This is a genomic window from Microvirga ossetica, from assembly GCF_002741015.1.
GTDB lineage: Bacteria > Pseudomonadota > Alphaproteobacteria > Rhizobiales > Beijerinckiaceae > Microvirga > Microvirga ossetica.
In genome coordinates this window covers 59,411-77,474 of the sequence record NZ_CP016617.1, presented here as the reverse complement: position 1 = coordinate 77,474, position 18,064 = coordinate 59,411, and the positions used below count along the sequence as shown (strand labels likewise).

Annotated in this window: 13 protein-coding genes and 7 pseudogenes; 8 read left to right on the top strand and 12 right to left on the bottom strand. The window is 60.6% G+C overall.

All coding sequences use genetic code 11. The annotated features are described in order from the left end of the window. The gene (istB, locus tag BB934_RS28120; RefSeq protein ID WP_099508289.1) at positions 1 to 747 is read left to right on the top strand and encodes an IS21-like element helper ATPase IstB; all 747 of its coding nucleotides are present in this window, start codon (positions 1 to 3) and stop codon (positions 745 to 747) included. A 150-nt stretch (positions 748 to 897) separates the two neighbouring features. Here istB and BB934_RS28115 read toward each other — a convergent pair. After that, positions 898 to 1,863 (bottom strand): annotated as a pseudogene (locus BB934_RS28115) (IS1595 family transposase); the annotation flags it as partial. 725 nt (positions 1,864 to 2,588) lie between these two features. Between BB934_RS28115 and BB934_RS28110 the strand changes: the two are divergent. Then, on the top strand, positions 2,589 to 4,319 hold the full coding sequence (locus BB934_RS28110; protein ID WP_157934364.1) for a calcium-binding protein: 1,731 nt from the start codon (positions 2,589 to 2,591) through the stop codon (positions 4,317 to 4,319). 948 nt (positions 4,320 to 5,267) lie between these two features. On the opposite strand, the gene BB934_RS28100 is transcribed toward BB934_RS28110, so the two are convergent. Both BB934_RS28100 and BB934_RS28095 read right to left on the bottom strand, forming a co-directional pair. After that, positions 5,268 to 5,612 (bottom strand): VanZ family protein, encoded by a 345-nt coding sequence (locus BB934_RS28100; RefSeq protein WP_099513309.1) that lies wholly within the window; start codon positions 5,610 to 5,612, stop codon positions 5,268 to 5,270. A 152-nt stretch (positions 5,613 to 5,764) separates the two neighbouring features. Next, positions 5,765 to 7,060, bottom strand: coding sequence for an ISNCY family transposase (locus BB934_RS28095; protein ID WP_099513308.1), 1,296 nt, complete (start codon positions 7,058 to 7,060; stop codon positions 5,765 to 5,767). 233 nt (positions 7,061 to 7,293) lie between these two features. On the opposite strand from BB934_RS28095, the gene BB934_RS28090 reads away from it, so the two are divergent. The 4 genes and pseudogenes from BB934_RS28090 to BB934_RS28075 form a co-directional block, all read left to right on the top strand. After that, the gene (locus BB934_RS28090; RefSeq protein ID WP_099513307.1) at positions 7,294 to 7,605 is read left to right on the top strand and encodes an EthD family reductase; all 312 of its coding nucleotides are present in this window, start codon (positions 7,294 to 7,296) and stop codon (positions 7,603 to 7,605) included. A 63-nt stretch (positions 7,606 to 7,668) separates the two neighbouring features. Then, positions 7,669 to 7,860: pseudogene (locus BB934_RS51035) on the top strand (helix-turn-helix domain-containing protein); the annotation flags it as partial. Continuing rightward, positions 7,800 to 8,813 carry an IS630 family transposase gene (locus tag BB934_RS28080; RefSeq protein WP_418294790.1) on the top strand — a complete coding sequence of 338 codons (1,014 nt, stop codon included), beginning with the start codon at positions 7,800 to 7,802 and terminating at the stop codon, positions 8,811 to 8,813. The pseudogene BB934_RS51035 and the gene BB934_RS28080, both read left to right, overlap by 61 nt. Before the next feature lie 105 nt (positions 8,814 to 8,918). After that, a pseudogene (locus tag BB934_RS28075) lies at positions 8,919 to 9,377 on the top strand (IS110 family transposase); the annotation flags it as partial. A gap of 30 nt (positions 9,378 to 9,407) precedes the next feature. On the opposite strand, the pseudogene BB934_RS28070 reads toward BB934_RS28075, so the two are convergent. The 3 genes and pseudogenes from BB934_RS28070 to BB934_RS28060 all read right to left on the bottom strand — a co-directional run. Beyond that, positions 9,408 to 9,866: pseudogene (locus BB934_RS28070) on the bottom strand (IS3 family transposase); the annotation flags it as partial. A 15-nt stretch (positions 9,867 to 9,881) separates the two neighbouring features. Continuing rightward, on the bottom strand, positions 9,882 to 11,531 hold the full coding sequence (locus BB934_RS28065; RefSeq protein WP_099513304.1) for an IS1182 family transposase: 1,650 nt from the start codon (positions 11,529 to 11,531) through the stop codon (positions 9,882 to 9,884). A 51-nt stretch (positions 11,532 to 11,582) separates the two neighbouring features. Further along, positions 11,583 to 12,097: pseudogene (locus BB934_RS28060) on the bottom strand (IS3 family transposase); the annotation flags it as partial. A 128-nt stretch (positions 12,098 to 12,225) separates the two neighbouring features. Between BB934_RS28060 and BB934_RS28055 the strand changes: the two are divergent. Further along, positions 12,226 to 13,370 (top strand): IS3 family transposase gene (locus BB934_RS28055; protein ID WP_418294777.1). Its coding sequence is split into 2 segments (ribosomal slippage): positions 12,226 to 12,484 and positions 12,484 to 13,370, totalling 1,146 coding nucleotides; the frame shifts between segments, so codons are not numbered across the junction. Positions 13,371 to 13,866: 496 nt separating this feature from the next. Here BB934_RS28055 and BB934_RS49385 read toward each other — a convergent pair. From BB934_RS49385 to BB934_RS28035, 4 genes and pseudogenes are all read right to left on the bottom strand, one after another. Next, positions 13,867 to 13,986: pseudogene (locus tag BB934_RS49385) on the bottom strand (IS5/IS1182 family transposase); the annotation flags it as partial. Positions 13,987 to 14,081: 95 nt separating this feature from the next. Beyond that, positions 14,082 to 14,489 carry an HNH endonuclease gene (locus BB934_RS28045; protein ID WP_157934361.1) on the bottom strand — a complete coding sequence of 136 codons (408 nt, stop codon included), beginning with the start codon at positions 14,487 to 14,489 and terminating at the stop codon, positions 14,082 to 14,084. A 234-nt stretch (positions 14,490 to 14,723) separates the two neighbouring features. Next, on the bottom strand, positions 14,724 to 14,993 hold the full coding sequence (locus BB934_RS28040; protein WP_237050507.1) for a transposase: 270 nt from the start codon (positions 14,991 to 14,993) through the stop codon (positions 14,724 to 14,726). A gap of 292 nt (positions 14,994 to 15,285) precedes the next feature. Beyond that, a complete protein-coding gene (locus BB934_RS28035; protein WP_099513299.1) occupies positions 15,286 to 16,053 on the bottom strand; it encodes a response regulator transcription factor in 768 nt (255 codons plus the stop codon). Positions 16,054 to 16,389: 336 nt separating this feature from the next. Here BB934_RS28035 and BB934_RS28030 point away from each other — a divergent pair, with 336 nt between their 5' ends. Further along, a complete protein-coding gene (locus BB934_RS28030; RefSeq protein ID WP_099513298.1) occupies positions 16,390 to 16,710 on the top strand; it encodes a Crp/Fnr family transcriptional regulator in 321 nt (106 codons plus the stop codon). Between the two features lie 56 nt (positions 16,711 to 16,766). Here BB934_RS28030 and BB934_RS28025 read toward each other — a convergent pair. Continuing rightward, positions 16,767 to 16,976, bottom strand: a pseudogene (locus BB934_RS28025) (IS6 family transposase); the annotation flags it as partial. Positions 16,977 to 17,647: 671 nt separating this feature from the next. Continuing rightward, on the bottom strand, positions 17,648 to 17,956 hold the full coding sequence (locus BB934_RS47400) for a hypothetical protein (protein ID WP_157934360.1): 309 nt from the start codon (positions 17,954 to 17,956) through the stop codon (positions 17,648 to 17,650). Between the last annotated feature and the right edge of the window lie 108 nt (positions 17,957 to 18,064).

The following is an 18,064-nucleotide window of genomic DNA, read 5'->3' as shown; positions in this document are numbered from 1 at the left end:
ATGTTGACCCATCCCACCCTCGACCAGCTCCACGCGCTGGGCCTGCACGGCATGGCCAAGGGCTTCAAGGCGCTCGGCGCCAATCCCGAGGCTGACGCGCTCGGCCATGCCGAATGGCTCGGCCTGATCCTCGATCATGAAGTGACGACGCGCCAGCAGAAGCGCTTCGAGACCCGGGCCAAGACAGCCAAACTGCGCCATCCTGCCAGCGTCGAGGATGTCGACTTCCGGGCCGCGCGCGGCCTCGACCGGGCACTGTTTCTCAAGCTGGCGTCCTGCGACTGGATCCGCGAGCGGCGCAATCTGTTGATCACCGGCCCGTGCGGCGTCGGAAAGAGCTGGCTCGCCTGCGCCCTTGGACACCGCGCCTGCCGGGAGGATCTGTCGGTGCTCTACCATCGTGTGCCGCGGCTGTTTGCAGCGCTCGATCTCGCCCGCAGCGATGGCCGCTACTCTCGCCTGTTACGCACACTCGCCCGGGCCAAGCTGCTGGTGCTCGACGACTGGGGTCCTGAGGCGCTCACCGGCGAGCAGCAGCGCGATCTGCTGGAGATCGTCGAGGACCGCTATGATGCCGGTTCGTTGCTGATCACCAGCCAAGTGCCGGTCGAGAACTGGTACGCGATGATCGGCAGCCTTCCAACTCTGGCTGACGCCATTCTCGATCGGGTCGTGCACAACGCCTACCGGATCACTCTCACCGGCGAGAGCCTGCGCAAGACCCGCCACGCGCAAGCCGACGCTTGACCAGCGCCACCGCCTCAACCACCATCCATCAACGACCCGAAGAGCGGCGCTCAGGTGGACGACTTCACCTCGGAACCACGGACGGCTTGAAATCGGAATGCCTGGACGGCTTCAGATTGGACGAAGTGGACGGCTTCGTCGGTATCCTCACTTGGTCACCTGACGGCCTTTGCGCGTCCTTCGCGGCGCCTGGCCTGTGACCACCCGCTGGGACCAGTGAAAGCCAATCTCATTGAAGTAAAGATCCGCCAAATGTGGGCTGATGTGATGAAACGCACCCGAGACCGTGCGGCGGACCCGGTCATTGAAGCCTTCCGCTGAATTGATATGAACTGGACCGCGGGCATACTTGCGAGCCTTATGGTGCACGGTGTCATGGGCCGAAAAGGCGCCGCCCAGAGACACAAACTCCTTCCATTCATCGCTCATCAGATGAGCCTTTGGATCGACGGCTTCCGTGAGAACCCGATCAGCCTCGGACTCCGACAGATCCTCAATCACCGCGGCCCGAGTCTCACCAGCGGATGCACCAACACTCAGATCCGGCGGCCGCTGCACGGCCACAAGGGCCGGTGTTTTCAAGGTCTTCGGCTCACCTTTGCGTCCACGGCCGGGTGGAGAATAGTTCATCTCCCGCCATGGCTTGCTGCCGACATAGAGGCCATCAATCTTAGCCACTCCATCCAGAGCCTGCTCGCGCCCGACCATGAGGCGCAGGGCATGGCCCATGCGCCAGGCCGTCGGCTGGCTGACGCCGAGGGCCTCGGCTAGACGGATAGAGGAGATGCCCTTGTCCGACTGCAGCATCAGCCAGAGGCCGGACAGCCACACCCGAAGCGGGAGCTTGGTCGCATGCAGAGGCGTGCGGGTCGTGACTGTGAACTGCGAGCGACAGACGCCATTCGAGCACTGGTATAGGCCGGATCGTGCTCGCCTCCTGTTCTGCCGACCCATCAGGGCGATGGAGCCGCGATAGCCGCAGGCCGCGCAGATCCGTCCCTTGGGCCACGCCATGGCCTCAAGCAGATACCGGCAATGATCCTCATCCTGGAAGACTCGGATCATATCCGACACGGTCGTGATCCTACCCAGTATCTCACCTACAGATAGCTGCATGCTGACCTCCCGATCCGGCCATCGATCACGGGATCAGAAGCTCACGCAAAAGCTTAGCTGCAAAGGAAAAGCTGCGTTTGGTTGATAATGCCGGCGTGTTTTTGGGAGCAGATCTTGTTCCGGACCCCAGTATGGAACCGCGAACAAAGGCTTCTGCCTGTCGTTGATAAGGCTCGGTGAGGTTCATCCACCAGGTCGAGAACGATCATGAGCGGCGGCTGGGGCCCAGTTAGCACTGCACCTCGCGACGGCACGCCCGTGGTCCTCTGGATCGATGACACCGCCGCGCCGCCGGTCTTTCCCGTCACCGTCGGGGTTTGGCAAACCGACGACATCATGGGCGCGAGCTACTGGTGCGTCTTTACCGGATCAACCCGGTGCAGCACGTGCGGCGGTGACAATACAACAACCGTAGCAATCGGAGAATATGGCAGCCTTAGTCGAAAGAAAATGCTGCCGATTTGTTAGTTATCGGACTTACTGATTACCTCGCATACCCAATTGAGCTTGGCAAATAGCCGGGTGTAGTGAGCTAATCATTCGGGTTAGAAATATGGCATGGAGCGCTATAACCTGCCAATTCTCATGACTTTGTCGCATTAAGCGTGACTGATTACATAACCGTAGAGTCGAGGAGCACAGTGAACTTGCAGACGCGCCATCCCGATCATTGAGACGGCGTTCCACTTTCCGGTTCCTTGGGGGCTTGCAGCACCAGGAGCACGATGATGGCGACCTTCACTGACACAACCAGCAAGGACGACAACCAAATCGGGGGTGATGCAACATCCCGCAATTGGCTGTCCCTGATTACCCCAATTCATGACGTGATCGTCGGCACACGTGGCAATGATACTCTCAGAACAGCCGCTGATGGCGATGTGGTGTTAGGCCTGGGGGGCGATGATGACCTGAGCAGTACCTTGAACCGCACGGCCCTGATCGGCGGACGCGGCAACGATACGCTGACTACCAACGACACCGTTACGGTGCAGGATAGCCAATCCGCTCACGGCGTAGCCGTGCAGCTCGGTGGAGCAGGCAATGATACGCTCGATGCGACTGTTGCCCTTCAGGGAGGCTTGGATCTCCCGACCCAGCAAGTGTTGACCGCCGACGTTCTGAGCAATGGCGATTCAGGCGACGACACCATCAACGCGACTGCCAAGTTGAATGGCGCTACAACCGGAACTGTAAACGTCGAGACCCATATTCTCGGGGGGGAAGGCGATGATACGATCAACGCCGATGCGGATGCGCAAGGCGCTGTCCGTGACCCACATACAGCCATGAATATCGTCGACGGTGGAGCTGGGAGTGACGACATTACCGCTCGCGCTCGAACGGAATTCGACGGCATAGGAGGTACAGCTATCAATATCCTCGATGGCGGCGGCGGCAATGATGTCATGGATGCCACGGCCATCGGCAATTCCAACACCATCCAACTGGTGAAGAACTCTCTGCATGGCGGCTCTGGTGATGATCTGATGACGGCCTCCGCCACAACGGGCACCAACTCGTCAAGTGCTCCTGCGATCAACGAACTTTGGGGCGACCAGGGCAGCGATACCTTGGAGGCGCGCCATAATACCAGCGGCAACGGCTTCATCGACGCAACCAACTACCTTAACGGCGGGATAGGTGATGACACTCTCGCGGCCGAATCCATTCACTCCGGTGACGGCCAAATTCTCTCCGTAAACCAATTAGAGGGCGATACGGGCCGGGATACGCTGAATGCCAGCATCGATGCCATCCCCCTCGGGGGACTCGCGGGCGGGGATCTGTACCACCTGTCGAACATCTTGAACGGAGGTGCCGACGACGATTCCCTCGAGGCTACCCTGTCGATCACGTCAGAATTTCCCGACAGGGTAGATAATTCCACGGCCAAGAACCATCTCGACGGCGGCACGGGCAACGACACCCTGACCGCCCACCTTGAGGCCAGCGGTACACAGCCAGAGGATCTTCTCACCTCCTATCACCTGTCGAACATCCTGAACGGAGGCTTCGGCGACGACACGCTCGAGGCTTTCCTGTCGGTGAAGGCTTCTCCGGATGCCGTGGAAGGCTCCTTTGCCGAGAACCGGCTCGATGGCGGGGCCGGAGACGACCAGCTGACGGTGATCGGTGGCACGGACAACGTGCTCGACGGCGGGCCCGGCAAGGACACCTTGGTTAGCGGCACGGGTGACGACAGCATGACCGGCGGTGGTGGAAACGATGTCTTCGTGTTCGCTCCGCCCAACGGACACGATACGATTGGAGACTTTCAGACCAGCAAGGACAAGATCGACCTGACCGCGTTTGCGGCTGAGGGGATCCACACCTTTACCGATCTGAGCATCGACACGTCCGGGGACAGCAGTGTCATCCACTTCGCTGCTGCCGACGATATTACCGTCAAGGGCGTGACAGACCTGAGTAGTGGCTATTTCCTGTTCGCATGAGCGCTGGCTCTCGCCGGCAGAAGTAGGCCAAAAGGCAGATGGGGCCGTGTGTACATCCGGCATCGGCCCCTCATCATGCAAAGGCTAGCCGCTAGTGCTAGCGTGAATACTTGTGTGAATGCTTCAGCGCTTCGGGCGCTCGACCCGACAGTGCATGCTGTGAGGCTAACTAACGATTGTCGGTGAGCTGGTTTCTGCCGTGCTACGGGTACGGTAGCGGCGGACCAAGACATAGCCGCCTGCGATCAGCAGGAACGGCAGCCCGGCTCCGGCAATCGGGCCAGGAACCCCTTTATTGCCACCGCCTCCACCGCCGCCGCCGCCTATGGAGCCTCCACCGCCTCCACCGCCGCCGCTATGGCCTGCCTTATGATGGGCCAGAGCGGGCACGGTTGCCGTTGCCGCCACAAGCAATGTGGCCAAGGTAATTTGCTTTAACATAACACACCTCATGGAAAGGGACCCCTGAAAGGACAACGCCTCTCAAGGCCGATTAGCAACTGCCCTTATGAATGCAATGAGTCTCCAGGGAGGTACCTCCGGCAGGTTGGCCTCAACACCTTTGGCTGAGAGGCAGGATGAAACCTCAAGGTCCGACGTTGGCCGATAGAGATGAAGTCACCTCACAGGATGTCTTGATACGCTCCTGGCTAAATATCCTTGCAGCGGCGACCCTGTTCGGCGCCGTGAGCGTTTCCTATGTGGTTCCGACCCAAGTGGGGGCAGGGGTCAAATGGATCTCCGAGTTCGTGAACTCTCATGGCGGCGGCAAGCCTGGGAGAAACCTGGGGGCAAGCCGGGCGGCGGCACAGGCGTACTTGGCCCGATTGCAGGGGCTGGCCTGCCCTTCCTGCTCTTGGCTGGCGGCTATGTGTTGGTGCGCCGTTACCGCAATTGCAGCAAGGCCGAATAGAGAACAGCTTCGTCGACGGATTCCGAGAAGATGCTTTATGAAACGCGCTCACGGCGGGTAACGAACGTGGCGAACGCGGCTCCGAGGAGAGCGCCTGATGCCTTCACCAAGCCGTCCGGAAGGTGACCATGGCGGCCCGGGACAAGGTTCTGGGCGACCTCAAGGAACCCGACGATCCCGACCAGCAGAACAAGGATGGAGAGGCGGTGTTTTGGATAGCCGAGGCAAAAGGCGGCTCCAATGGCAGCAAAGGCGGCAAACCGCTCCAAGCTGACCGAAGCCCCAGTGACGGGCCGAAGTTCAATTGGCGTGAGGGTGAAGACCGCAATGGCAAGCAGGAGCAGCCATGCGACCCAGCGGAAGAAAGCCTTGGGTGTCATCTTGGTTGGTTTAGCCGATTGCGCCGAGACTGTGCATCTCTCGTTTGCACTTCTGATGTCATTTGTGAGGGCACGTGATGTCAGAACTCGTTAGACAAGTCTCTGATTGTCCTCATTAGAGATGTCACCTCCGGGGAGTGACTGCTGAGAGCTCAACCCACCTTGAACAGGCTCTTGCCTTGGCCGCGCCGCCGCGGGGCGCTGTTGCTCCGGCTCATGTCGAGCTCCTTCTGCCGCTCGGCAATGTAGGCCAGAACCGGACCCAGCCGCTTGTTCTCGACGACCGCCGCCTGATCCACCTGCTGGCGTCGGTCAAAGGGCCTGTAGGGCAGCTCCAGGCCCTTGTGCTTGATGGCAAAGCGCCCATCCGGATAGTCGTAGACGGTCACCCGCTGGCGGGCGAGGGACAGCGTGATCGCGTTCGGCTCGAGGATGAACAGCACCTGGTCGTACTGCAGGGTCAGATTGCGCGAGACCGTCCGCTCCTCCCGCCAGGCGAACACGTCATCCAGCTCATCGTCCTCGCTGAGCGGGCGATGCAGGTCCTTGTCGCTGTAGGGCGCCTTGGCAAAGCGGCGGTTGAAGTCCGCCATGAATGCCGGCAGGAAGGCATTGCCCGCCTCAAGGGTCGAGATCCCAGCCAGTCGCATCTCCTTGACCAGGCGGTCCTGCAAGGTGCCGTTGGCGCGCTCGACGCGGCCTTTGGCTTGGGGCGAGTTGGCGCAGATGATGTCGATGTTGAGCTGATGCAGGGCTCGCCCGAACTGGGTCATGCCGTCACCGCCCACCGCTCCTTTGCCGTTGACGCGGAAGACGGCATGCTTGTCGGAGTAGAACGCCACCGGCTTGCCGTAGGCCTCCAGGTACTCCCGGGTCGATCGGAAATAATCAAAGGTCGACTCGGTCTCGACGAACTTCAGGTGCATCAGCCGGCTGGTGGCATCGTCAATGTAGACCAGAAGCGTGCAGGGTGGGCCGCGATCCTCGAACCAGTAGTGCTCGGAGCCGTCGATCTGGACGAGTTCGCCGACGCAGTCGCGCCGATAGCGCGGCTGGTGCACCCCTTTGAGCTTCTGCCGGCGCTCCTGCCAGAGACCCGCCGCGATCATCCAGCGCCGGATCGTCTCGACACCCAGATCGATGCCGTGCCGCTCGGCGAGCTTCTCGCAGGCGAGCGTCGGGCCGAAATCGGCATAGTTGGCTGTGATCAGCGCCAGCACCTCGGTCCGCAGCGCCGCCGGGTAGGAGCGGTTGCTGGGCTTGCCGCGCCGGCGCGACACCAAGGCCGTGGGACCACCGGTCTGATAGGCCTTGAGTAATCGGAACACTTGGCGCCGTGTGATCCGCAGCAGTTGGGCAGCTTCGCGCACCGTAATTCGCTCCGCCACGACGTCCCGCAGAATGTGAACCCGATCGATCTCCGGCCGGCTCATCCCGATCACCGTCATCAGACCCAATCTCCCCAGCACCATCACCCAGGGAGAGTGACATTTGTAACGGGGAGAGGAGTGACCTTTCTAACGGGGTTCTACACGTGAATTTCCGATAAGCGCCTTTATGGAACCGGGGATCTTCTGTTTTGAGACAGGCCCAACGGACGCAGCTTAAACCCTCTTGCTGATCGAACATCTGAAGCAGAACCTCATGGGAAGCTGGATCCTACTGGCTCAGGGAGGGAGCGATGGTTGTTATCAGTGCTCTGTATCCGAACGAACCCGGTTCATCGTTCAATTATGACTACTACCTGCACAAGCACGTCCCCTTTGTGAGGGAGCGCTGGCGATCTATGGGCCTGGAAGACCAGCGTCAAATGCGGGGGGTTAGCTCGCTAGATGGCAGTCCTGCACCCTATCAGGTGATTGCCTTGCTCACCTTCCGCACCCTGGAAGACTTCCAGAATGCGGTTCAAGCCCATGGTCAGGAAATTCTTGATGATATTCCTAACTTCACCAGTGTGCAGCCTATCGTGCAGATTACCGAAGACCTGACCTAAGCAGGTTTCAGCGGGGTGGCCAACGGATGCTGTCTGTGATTCCATCTCATAGTTTGGTTCGGGATGCGGATCATGGCGGGCAAATCCCCTGTTGTCGCAAGCGCCGCGCAGCGGCGTGAGCTCATGGCTCTCAGCCACTCGCGCGATCGGGGCGAGGCGGATCGGGCGCGGGCGCTCCTGCTGACCCTGGCGGGCTGGACGAGCCCGCGGATCGCCGAGGCCTTCGGCGTGCGCGAGGATACCGTGCGGCTCTGGCGCAGCGCTTTCATGACGGGTGGGGTCGACGCGCTGCGGCGATCCGTTGCCCCGGGACCGGCACCGGTCAAGGCCGAGCGGGCGCTCGCGGTGGCCGAGGCGGTTCTGGCGGGATCGGTCGCAAATCGCCCCAACTGGACCTTGCCGCGGCTGGCCGACGAGATCGAGAAGCGCTCCGGCGTGCGCATCTCGCGCTCACGGCTTTCGGTCGTGTTGCGCCAAAGGGGGATTTCCGCTGGCGCCGGCCGCGCCATACCCTGAAGGGCCGCCAGGATGCAGACGCCGTGGATCGCGCCGGCCTGCGCCGCAAGCTCCTGAAGGCGCAGGCCGAGGCGGGCGATATCGTGCTCTTGTTCGGGGATGAATCCGAAGCGCTCACCCACCCCTATCTCGCCCATGCTTGGGCCAAGAAGGGCGCGGATCTGCGCATTCCCGCGCCCGGCCAAGCGCTCACCCACCCCTATCTCGCCCATGCTTGGGCCAAGAAGGGCGCGGATCTGCGCATTCCCGCGCCCGGCCAAGCCGCCAAGGTGGCGATGCTCGGTCTGCTCGACTGGGCCCCGCGGGACCTGATCGTGCGCACCAGCCGGAGCAAGCGCAGTGCCGATTTCATCGCGCTGCTGGACCAGATCGACACGCAGTATGGCCCAACGTCCGCTCGTGCGACGAAGCCGATCGTGCTCGTCCTCGATAATGGCCCGATCCACACCAGCAAGGCGACGCGCGCCGCCCTCGCCGAGCGGGCGCCCTGGCTCACGGTCGAATGGCTGCCAAAGTACGCTCCCGAACTCAACGCCATCGAAGAGCTCTGGCGCGATCTGAAGCAGCATCATCTTGCTCACCAGACTTTCGCGGGTCCAGAGAACCTCGATGATGCCATCCACGAGGCGGTCGCGATGCTCAATTGCGAGCGAAGTCGCCATCCGTTGGCCAACCACCGAATCGCTGCTTAGACCAAATGTTCGCCTGAGATTGGGGCGACCCGTCTCGCAGTATGCAGGTGTTCGAGGATTGCGCCGGATGGTTCGGTGCCGAGCCTCATGCATCGGAGACGGGTCATGGATCAGCCTATCATCTTTGTCGGACTGGATGTGCACAAAGACACCATCACGGTGGCGCTGGCGGAAGAGGGCCAGCGCGGCGACGTGCGCGAGTATGGTCGGATCACCAACACGCCTGCAGATCTCAAAAAGCTGGCGGACAAGCTGGGATGCACAGGCCGCACCCTGCGGTTCTGCTACGAAGCGGGTCCGTGCGGCTATGGTATCCAGCGTCAACTAACGGCGGCCGGGCACGAGTGTGTGGTGGTGGCTCCCTCGCTGATCCCGCGCAAGCCGGGCGAGCGCATCAAGACCGACCGACGCGATGCCAGCAATCTGGCCAGGCTGCATCGGGCCGGCGAACTCACCTCCGTCTGGGTTCCGGATCCGGCCCATGAGGCCCTGCGAGACCTGGCCCGGGCCCGTCTGGCGGCGGTGCGGGCCTTGCGCCAAGCCCGTCAGCAGCTCTCTGGATTTGCTTCAGTTTAGTGGAGAGCGGTTTGTTAGCTATTCGGCCAGCCTTTCGAACTGAACCGGACTGACATAATCGAGTGTCGAATGACGCCGGACGGGATTGTAAAACCCATCGATGTAACGACCAATCGCCTTCTTGGCCTCGGCCCTCGTCTGGAAGACGGTGCGCCAGACCAGTTCGGATTTCAAGGTCTTGAAGAAGGTCTCGACCACGGCATTGTCGAAACAATTGCCTGTCCCGGACATGGAGATCCGGATGCCGTGTTTCCTCAACTCGGCCTGATAGGCTGTCGAGCAATATTGACTGCCGCGGTCCGCGTGATGGGTCAGCCCCTCACCAGGTCTTCGGATCGCCAGAGCCTTGCGCAGCGCCTCCAGCGCCAGCTCCGTGTGGAGGCTGTCACTGACCGCCCAGCCGACCACCCGCCGAGCAAAGAGATCGAGGACCACGGCCAGGTAGAGCCAGCCCTCGTTCGTCCACAGATAGGAGAGATACTGTCGGCGAATTCAGAGGGCTGGCGCCAACGCAGCAAAGCGGGTCACGCGCGTCTTGGTGCGCGGCCATCCGTCCAACCAGTGTACGACCCGCAAGACGTTCATCGCAGCCGCCGAACACACTTCCTGGAGGCCGGTCTTCAGGAGCCCGATATACCGGCTCCGGCGCATTCCGAATACCCGCACACCCTGTGAGAGAGTGCCCTCGACGCCAGCCCGGATATGATACCGCTCCTTCCATGTGGGATCGTGCATCCGGGATCGGGCTGCATTCAATGCCTCGTACTCCTGGCGCGTGTGGAAGTAGACGGCGCGGCGGGCTTCCTTCGCGGGCGTGCACAGCGCTCTGACGACGCAGGCTCCACAATCAGAGCGGCTGAACACGGCATTGATGCGCGGGCTTCCATCCTCTCTGCGCGCGACGCGCCACGTCACGGAGACCTTACCCTGTGGGCAGGTTACTTGTTCGCGCTCCCAGTCGATCACGAAGTTGGGCAGATCATATCCCTGTCCCGTGCGGGCCTGCCAGGACGATACGCCCCGCACCGGCCCCTCGAGCGAGATCCCGTGGTCCCGCCGGCTGCTGACCAACAAGGCCGCATCAATGTAGGCCGAGTCCACGTAATGCTCAGAAGGGAGGAGGCCTTTGGCGGCCAGGCACGCATGGATCTCGGCCGTGCTCGTCATGTCCTGCTCCATGGCCGGGCAGGTCTTGACGTGCGTGATCAGGTGCGCGGCATCGTCATCGCAGGTCTCGGTGACGTGGACCTTGTAGCCGGACCACTCCATCTGACGCTTTGTGCAGTAATGCATCTCGGGATCATAGGGCGACTGCAGCCGTTCGCCGACCGGTGGCAGTTCCGCTCCCGCCCGCCAGCGCGGCCGCCCATCGTCCCGTGCGTAATGCACCCGCCACACGTCGCGCAGCGTCTGCACCATCGGCACCGCTCGAGCCGCAGCCGGTGCGCTCGCATCGTCCAAGGCGTCGAGCAGGAAGAACCCGTCCGTGCCAATCTCCAGCGAGAGAGCTTCACGCTTCTCCCGGCTCTTGGGCAGACGATAGTCCTCAATGCGATGTGCATAGCGCTCGAACCACGCCGGCTGAGCGATCACGCGAATCCAGTCCGGAACAACGGCGGCCAGATCATCGAGAGTGGCGCGCAGCGTCTCAGCGACAAGTTCGAGAAGATGGAGGTCATGCACGGCCCCCAACACATGCGTGCTGTCGGTGCGTTGCTTGCCGCGCGCTTTGATCAGACCGCGGGCCTTGAACCGCTCGAGCATGGTGTCCAACAGCAGATGCTCCGCTTGGCCGGCGACAAGGCGGGCCCGAAATTCGGTGAGCACGCTGAAGTGGAACCCGGGATCAGTCAGCTCGAGCCCCAGGGCGTACTTCCAGTCGATCCGGGCCCGGACAGCGTCAGCGGCTTGTCGATCGCTGAGGTGCTCGAGGAACTGGAAGATCGTGATCAAAGCCAGCCGCCACGGCGCAAGGGCGGGTTGCCCCCGGCTCGGGTAGAACCGTCGGAAGTCCTCATCCTGGTAGAGGATGCTAAATTCATCCCGGAGCCGGGCCACAATGTTGCCCTTAGGGAAAGCTGCCCGGGCAACTCGCACGGTCTCGGCCGGGATCTCACCAATCGGCTCGGGATGAAGGCTCATGGATTCCTCCTCTTGCTGAATAGCCAACAGGGAATTCGCCGACAGTATCTAGGAGATATCCGCGGCCCACTTCTGGTTCGGGCGCTCGGCCGAGAAGTCCTGCTCGAGCAGGTTGGGCGCAATAGGAAAGGCGTGGTGGCTGTCGGTGGTGCGCTTGAAGCGGCGCTTCTGCCGGGCCTTGAGGCCGTTCTCGCGCATCAGTCGGGCCGTCCGACGGCGACCGATTGGCAGGCCCTGATCCTGGAGTTCGCGCGTCATCCGTGGGCTGCCATCGGTGCCATGCGACTCTCGAAAGGCGGACCGGACATGGGCGAGCAGCACCCGATCGTCGCGCTGACGCTGGCACGCCGGACGACTTCGCCAGGCAAAGTACCCGCTCTGGCTCACCTCAAGAACCTGGCACAGGCGCTGGATGGGGAATTCCGCTTTCGCCGCATCGATGAGCTTGAACCTCATCGACTTCCCTCCTTGACGAAAAAAGCGGTGGCCTTCTTGAGGATGTCGCGCTCTTGGCGCAGCACCTCGTTCTCGCGGCGGAGGCGCTTGAGCTCGTCCACGATGTCCTCATTGGGCGGCGTGGCCGACGAAGGCCGCATATCCTGGTGCTCCGCCATCCAGCGCGCGAGCGTCGAACGGTTCACCCTGGACTTGCTCCGAAAAGATGGAGAGCCTCTCATGAAGCAGGAGGATCTCCATGCCCCAGACACGCTTTACGAAAGAGTTTCAGGATGAGGCTGTACGGCTCGCCTTGACCAGTGGCCGCAGCCGACGGGCGATTGCCGCTGATCTCGGCGTCGGCCTGTCGACCCTGCGCCACTGGCTCGATCGCCGCCGCGAGCGTGAGATCGACGATCCGCCGGAAGAACGCCAGGAGGACATGGCGGTCGAGCTGAAGCGGCTGCGGCGCGAGAACGAGATCCTGCGCCAGGAGCGGGAGATCCTGAAGAAGGCTACGGCTTTTTTCGCCAAGGAGGGAAGTCGATGAAGTTTCAGTTCATCGATGTGGCGAAAGAGAGCTTCCCCGTCACGCGCCTGTGCCAGACTCTCGGTGTCAGCCAAAGCGGCTACTTCGCCTGGCGCTCGCGTCCAGCCAGCCCGCGCCAGCGCGAGGATCTGGTGCTTCTGGCCCACATTCGCTCGGCCTTCACCCTCTCGCATGAGACCTATGGCAGCCCGCGCATGACTCGTGAGTTGCAGGACGAGGGCCTAACGGTGGGACGCCGCCGGACGGCTCGGTTGATGCGCGAGAACGGCCTCAAGGCCCGGCAGAAGCGCCGCTTCAAGCGCACCACCGACAGCCATCACGCTTTTCCGATCGCGCCCAACCTGCTCGAGCAGGACTTCTCGGCCGAGCGCCCGAACCAGAAGTGGGCCGCGGATATCTCCTATCTGTGGACGAACGAGGGCTGGCTCTCCCTGGCTGTGATTCTCGATCTCTTTGCTCGGCGGGTGGTCGGCTGGGCGGTCAGTGACAGCCTCCACACGGAGCTGGCGCTGGAGGCGCTGCGCAAGGCTCTGGCGATCCGAAGACTTGGTGAGGGGCTGACCCATCACGCGGACCGCGGCAGTCAATATTGCTCGACAGCCTATCAGGCCGAGTTGAGGAAACACGGCATCCGGATCTCCATGTCCGGGACAGGCAATTGTTTCGAAAATGCCGTGGTCGAGACCTTCTTCAAGACCTTGAAATCCGAACTGGTCTGGCGCACCGTCTTCCAGACGAGGGCCGAGGCCAAGAAGGCGATTGGTCGTTACATCGATGGGTTTTACAATCCCGTCCGGCGTCATTCGACACTCGATTATGTCAGTCCGGTTCAGTTCGAAAGGCTGGCCGGATAGCTACCAAACCGCTCTCCACTTAAGCGAAGCAAATCCAGGGTGCAGCTGTCCTCAACCGCTGGCCAGATAAGCCAGAACTTTTCTGTTGCCTGCTGCTTGAAATGGCGAACATGAGAGTGGTTGCAATCTAACGCTTGGTACCGGCCTCATTGGCTCGCTCAGAGTGGAAGAACGGCGTGGCCGCGACCTGGAGCACCGCATGCAAGCGATGGCTGACCAGGAGGAGCTTCTGTACAACGATGCACAACGCCAGCAACAACTCGCCGGTTTGGCGACCTCACTGGAGGCTTTTCGTGAGCAGGTGCAGCACGGTCTGGCGAATGCCACCTTCGAGCTGCGTCGACAGCTCGTGCTATTGCTGGTCGACCGTGTTGTAGTCACGAATGACGAGGTCGAAATCCGCTATGTGCTGCCCACCAGCCCGGAGAGTGAGCACGTCCGCTTTTGTCTATTGCGTAAAGACTACCTCAACGACCCACCTTCGCGCGAGCACCTAAAAGCCCTGCTGGTCGGGCAGCTTGCGCACGATCTCGATCACGAGATCCCGGTAGGCGGCTTCACTCATCAGCTGGCCCCGATCATAAGCGCCATCGGCGAACAGGTGTGTTGATACCGGAGTGAAGCACCCATGGTGTCCACACCAAGTTGCACCAGTCCGGGTCCATGATCGTGGATTGGCGAGCCTCCCTTCCTACAGCCCTGTCTTGCTGCTCAGCGACCATGAAGAAATACGCTTTCACGGTGGAAGGCGAGGTATGTGGCCTGTCTCGCGCTAAAGGCGACCACGTTCAGCTGCGGTGCCGTCGAAATCCCGAGCCGCGCAATCTGGGTGGCATCAACCAAAGGTGAGACGAGGATGCGCCCGTCATCGTGGAAGGAGATATAGCCCCGGTCGAACAGGTGGTCGACATTCGGGCAGAGCAGCAGCCCGTTGTTCCCGCCGAGCCGCTCGGCACTGGTCGCGCAGGACCGCCAGGGCTTGATGTGGCTGGCCCGGAGTAGGCGTGGGTCAGTCACGCCAGTGACGCGGCAGGGCTGCTCGACGGTTTCGACATTGAGGCGGAAACGGTCTTGGCCGCGCCTTGCCTCGATTACGGCCCGCTGGGTGGTCTCGTCCAAGCCAGGGTCACTCTGGATTTCCGACTCAAGAGCGTCGTCGTCTCCAGCGCCTCGGGCATCGGTTCGTCCACCTGGATCAATCATACCTCGGAAGATGGGAGCAATGGGAGATCCGGGAGCTATGCTGCCTTGATGACAGCGCTCTCGATCGCAACCCTGGCAGAGATATACTTCCGCAGCGCGATCAAGAGCTTTCGAGTCAGTGGCACAATCCTCGTTCCAACCACGGCTGCGCTAGAGCTCCACACGAGTGTAGAGCCATTGGGTCAGACGGGAGTGCGGCTGATGGCGGAGCCAGAGCCAGGCCAGCTGGATCATGCTCGTCCGCAACCGGGCATTGCCAGCTTTCGAGATGCCTTGCTCATGGCTGACAGACCGACTTCGCCACCGCGTGGGAACCAACCCTGCATAAGCTGCGACCTCCTTGCGATTGGAAAACGTCCGGAACAACCCCTCTGACAAGAGCACGCTGGCAAACTCTGCCCCAAGTCCCTTCAAGCCCATCAACATCGCAGTCGCGGCGGCAGCCTCACGGCTTTCCCTGCGTCCGAGCTGGCACGATGTTCCGCTCAGCCTCTACGGCATTCATACCGGACGAAAACAGGGAAATCGGGCCTGATCCGGTGCGATTGGTCAAGAATGACCTCATTCCTGACTATGAGCACAAAGGAGCGCCCTGCCAGAATGGTCACATCTACCCGCCTGACTATGCCCTCGGAAAAGCTCTTCATCGGTTTCGGAGGGATTGAAGTTGATGCTAACCTGAACTCCGACCGCAATCTCAGTCATCCCCACCTCAGACATTCATAGATGCCCCATTTCGCTGTGACATGCACTTGGAGGCCCATATGGCGGCTTGAGTGCGATTGGCCAAACCAGTCTTGCGCAGGATGGCTTGGATGTGGACTTTCACCGCGGCCTCAGTCACATCCAGTCTGCGAGCGATGGCTTTGTTAGGCGCTCCTTGCCGCAAGCAATTCAGGATTTGCACTTCTCGCGCAGAGAGTTTGCATCCCATCAGGTCAGAGGAGTTCGGCACTTCTGATCCATGTTCATGAGGTGGCTGTTGAGGGCAAGCGAATGCCCCGTCCGTGACAGAACGAAGGACCGCAGAGGGAATCACAGGCTCTCCCAACATCACCAGTTCAAGGGATTTGATCAGAACCTCACGGGCGCTGGCTGCTGAACAGAAGCCGTCCACGCCAGCCTGATGGCCCAACCGCAGGAAGTCGAGGTCGACCCGATCCGCCAAGGCTACGATCCGAGCTTTCGGATACTGCGCTCTTACCCATCTGACCACATCAAGCAGGTAACTGATGTTCTGACCGGCTTCGATAAGAACAAGGGCAGACTCCGACACCACATCCTGCATGCGAGTTGCATTGGCAGTTGATGCTGTCACGGCCGGAGCAAACGGCCCTCCCCGCAGAATGCCCTGAAGTCCGGAACGCAAAAGAGAGGTGTCGCAGAGCAGAATCGTCGTCACCGCTCGCGCAGGACGACCTGACGGGTGGGATGCCCTAAAAGCCTGATCAGGCAGCAATGGGATCACTTGCTCGGCCATCTTGCTTCCCCTCTCTCTTGGAAAATTTAACAAAACTTAAAAGGGGATAACCACTCTGTCTGTCGGCTACCAGACAAAACTCGGGAATAAAGCCGCCCAAGCTCTAAATCACAGCATTATCAGGTAAATAACCATAGAAGTATGGAAGTTTGACTTTCCGAATGGAGCTTTCATGCCTACGAATGCTGTGCCTGCTCCATGGTTCGCCTTTGGCTCGGGCGAAGGCAGGTGCCACCTATGCTAGTATGATCATACGCTCATCCGAGTACATCCTTGATGAACCTGCTAATCCACAAGCTCAGCAACTACATCGAACTGCCATAAGGTGACAGAACAGTGCTGGAGGCCCTCTCGCAGAAGCCTGAGCCTATTGTCTCCCACACTGACTTGATCCGCGAGGGCGCTGCCCCGGACAGCGTCTACCTGATCGTCACAGGCTGGGCTTGCCGCTATAAGGCCCTGCCGAATGGGAACCGGCAGATCATGAACTACCTCATCCCTGGCGATCTGAGTGACCAGCGCATCTTCGTCCTGAAGCGCATGGATCATTCCATCGCAACGCTGACCGCTGCATCTGTCGTCACAATCCCAGCTCAGACCATGATTGATCTTATGGCACCGATTACAGACAGTCCTCCTCGTAATCCTGATTTCTGAATCGGGTGATGTCACGTAAACTTGCGGAGACCGCAGTAAACCCTGCTTCGTTGGCTTCAGGCGAGCACGCCTTCCGCGGCTTTCCATGCTGCCATGGCCTGAAGGCGGTGAAGGTGGGTGGCAAGGGCAAACGGGTTCGAGTGGGGCAGAACAAACAGGTTTCTGACGGCTGGAAACACGCTCGTGAACCGTTGCAGGCCTTCTGCCGACCGAAGGCCTTGCATCATCCGCTCCTGCTTTCTCAGCGGCACATGGGAATTCTCAGACGAGGCTGTCTAATCGCAGCCTCTTAAGCAAGCCCTTTATCGAAATTGCTCGACGATACCATCGCTGATCGTTCGATGGATCGCGAACAGAAGCGCGTAGACGACAGTCCAAGCGATGATGCCTAGCGCATCGTGCTGAAAAGTGGACCCGGTTTTCCGCTCCGAACGATGCGCACTTCATGGAGTGGAGCATCGGACCCAAAAGTGGATCCACTTTTGGGTCCGATGCTCTAATGCTATCAACAAGCCGAGCCGATTGAGCACACGAGACAACTTATCGGTAGCTGGCGACACCTTATCGACCATCAAGAGCTTGTCATCATCATCCATTGCACAGAACTCTCACAAAAGGCGTCAGGCATTGTGATGATCAGTCTTTCGAGTGGTTGAAGTCGTCTTCACCCCCTCCCGCCGCAACTACGACAACCGCCTCAAACCCCTCCTGCCGACGATTTGAGGCCAAGGCAAAAGCGACTGAGAGTGCTTGTTCCTCAGTGGCGTGAACTGAGACGGTCCGCCCCTTGTGCGATACCGACCAAACATCATCCCCTGTCCGCGTGACCACAACCCGTTCCACGCTTGTGGCTCCTTTGGAGACCACCTTCGAGCCTAGATACTCGCCGCTGTTGCGCAATAAACTCAAAGGGATAGGAGCGATTTTAGAATGGCTCTCAAAAGGATAGCTCAGCAACTCCTGGGTCGTCGCCATGGAAGAGCTTTCGATTCCGATCCGGATGATTACTTCCTAGGCGATGCAAAATCGCGCAGTCACCGCAAGCATCATTAGCGACGTGATGTACCCCGCCGACACTATCGCAGACCAAACCGATCTGCCCGCGCTCAACGCCGCCATTGAGGCGCACGCGGTCGGTGATCAGGTTGGTTCCGGCGACGGAACCGAGGGCAGGCACGATGTGCTTGCGGTAGCGCTGCGTGTCGGTATGGATTGTGGAGGGGCGTTTGCGCCCTGTGCCGTGCAACCGGCATCCTGAGAGGCTTGCCAGATGCCATCGAGGGTAAGCCCTCGCGCGGGGGATTTAGGAGTGGGCCGCAGGACGGCGACCGAGTCCGTCCCCCCTTTTCGCATT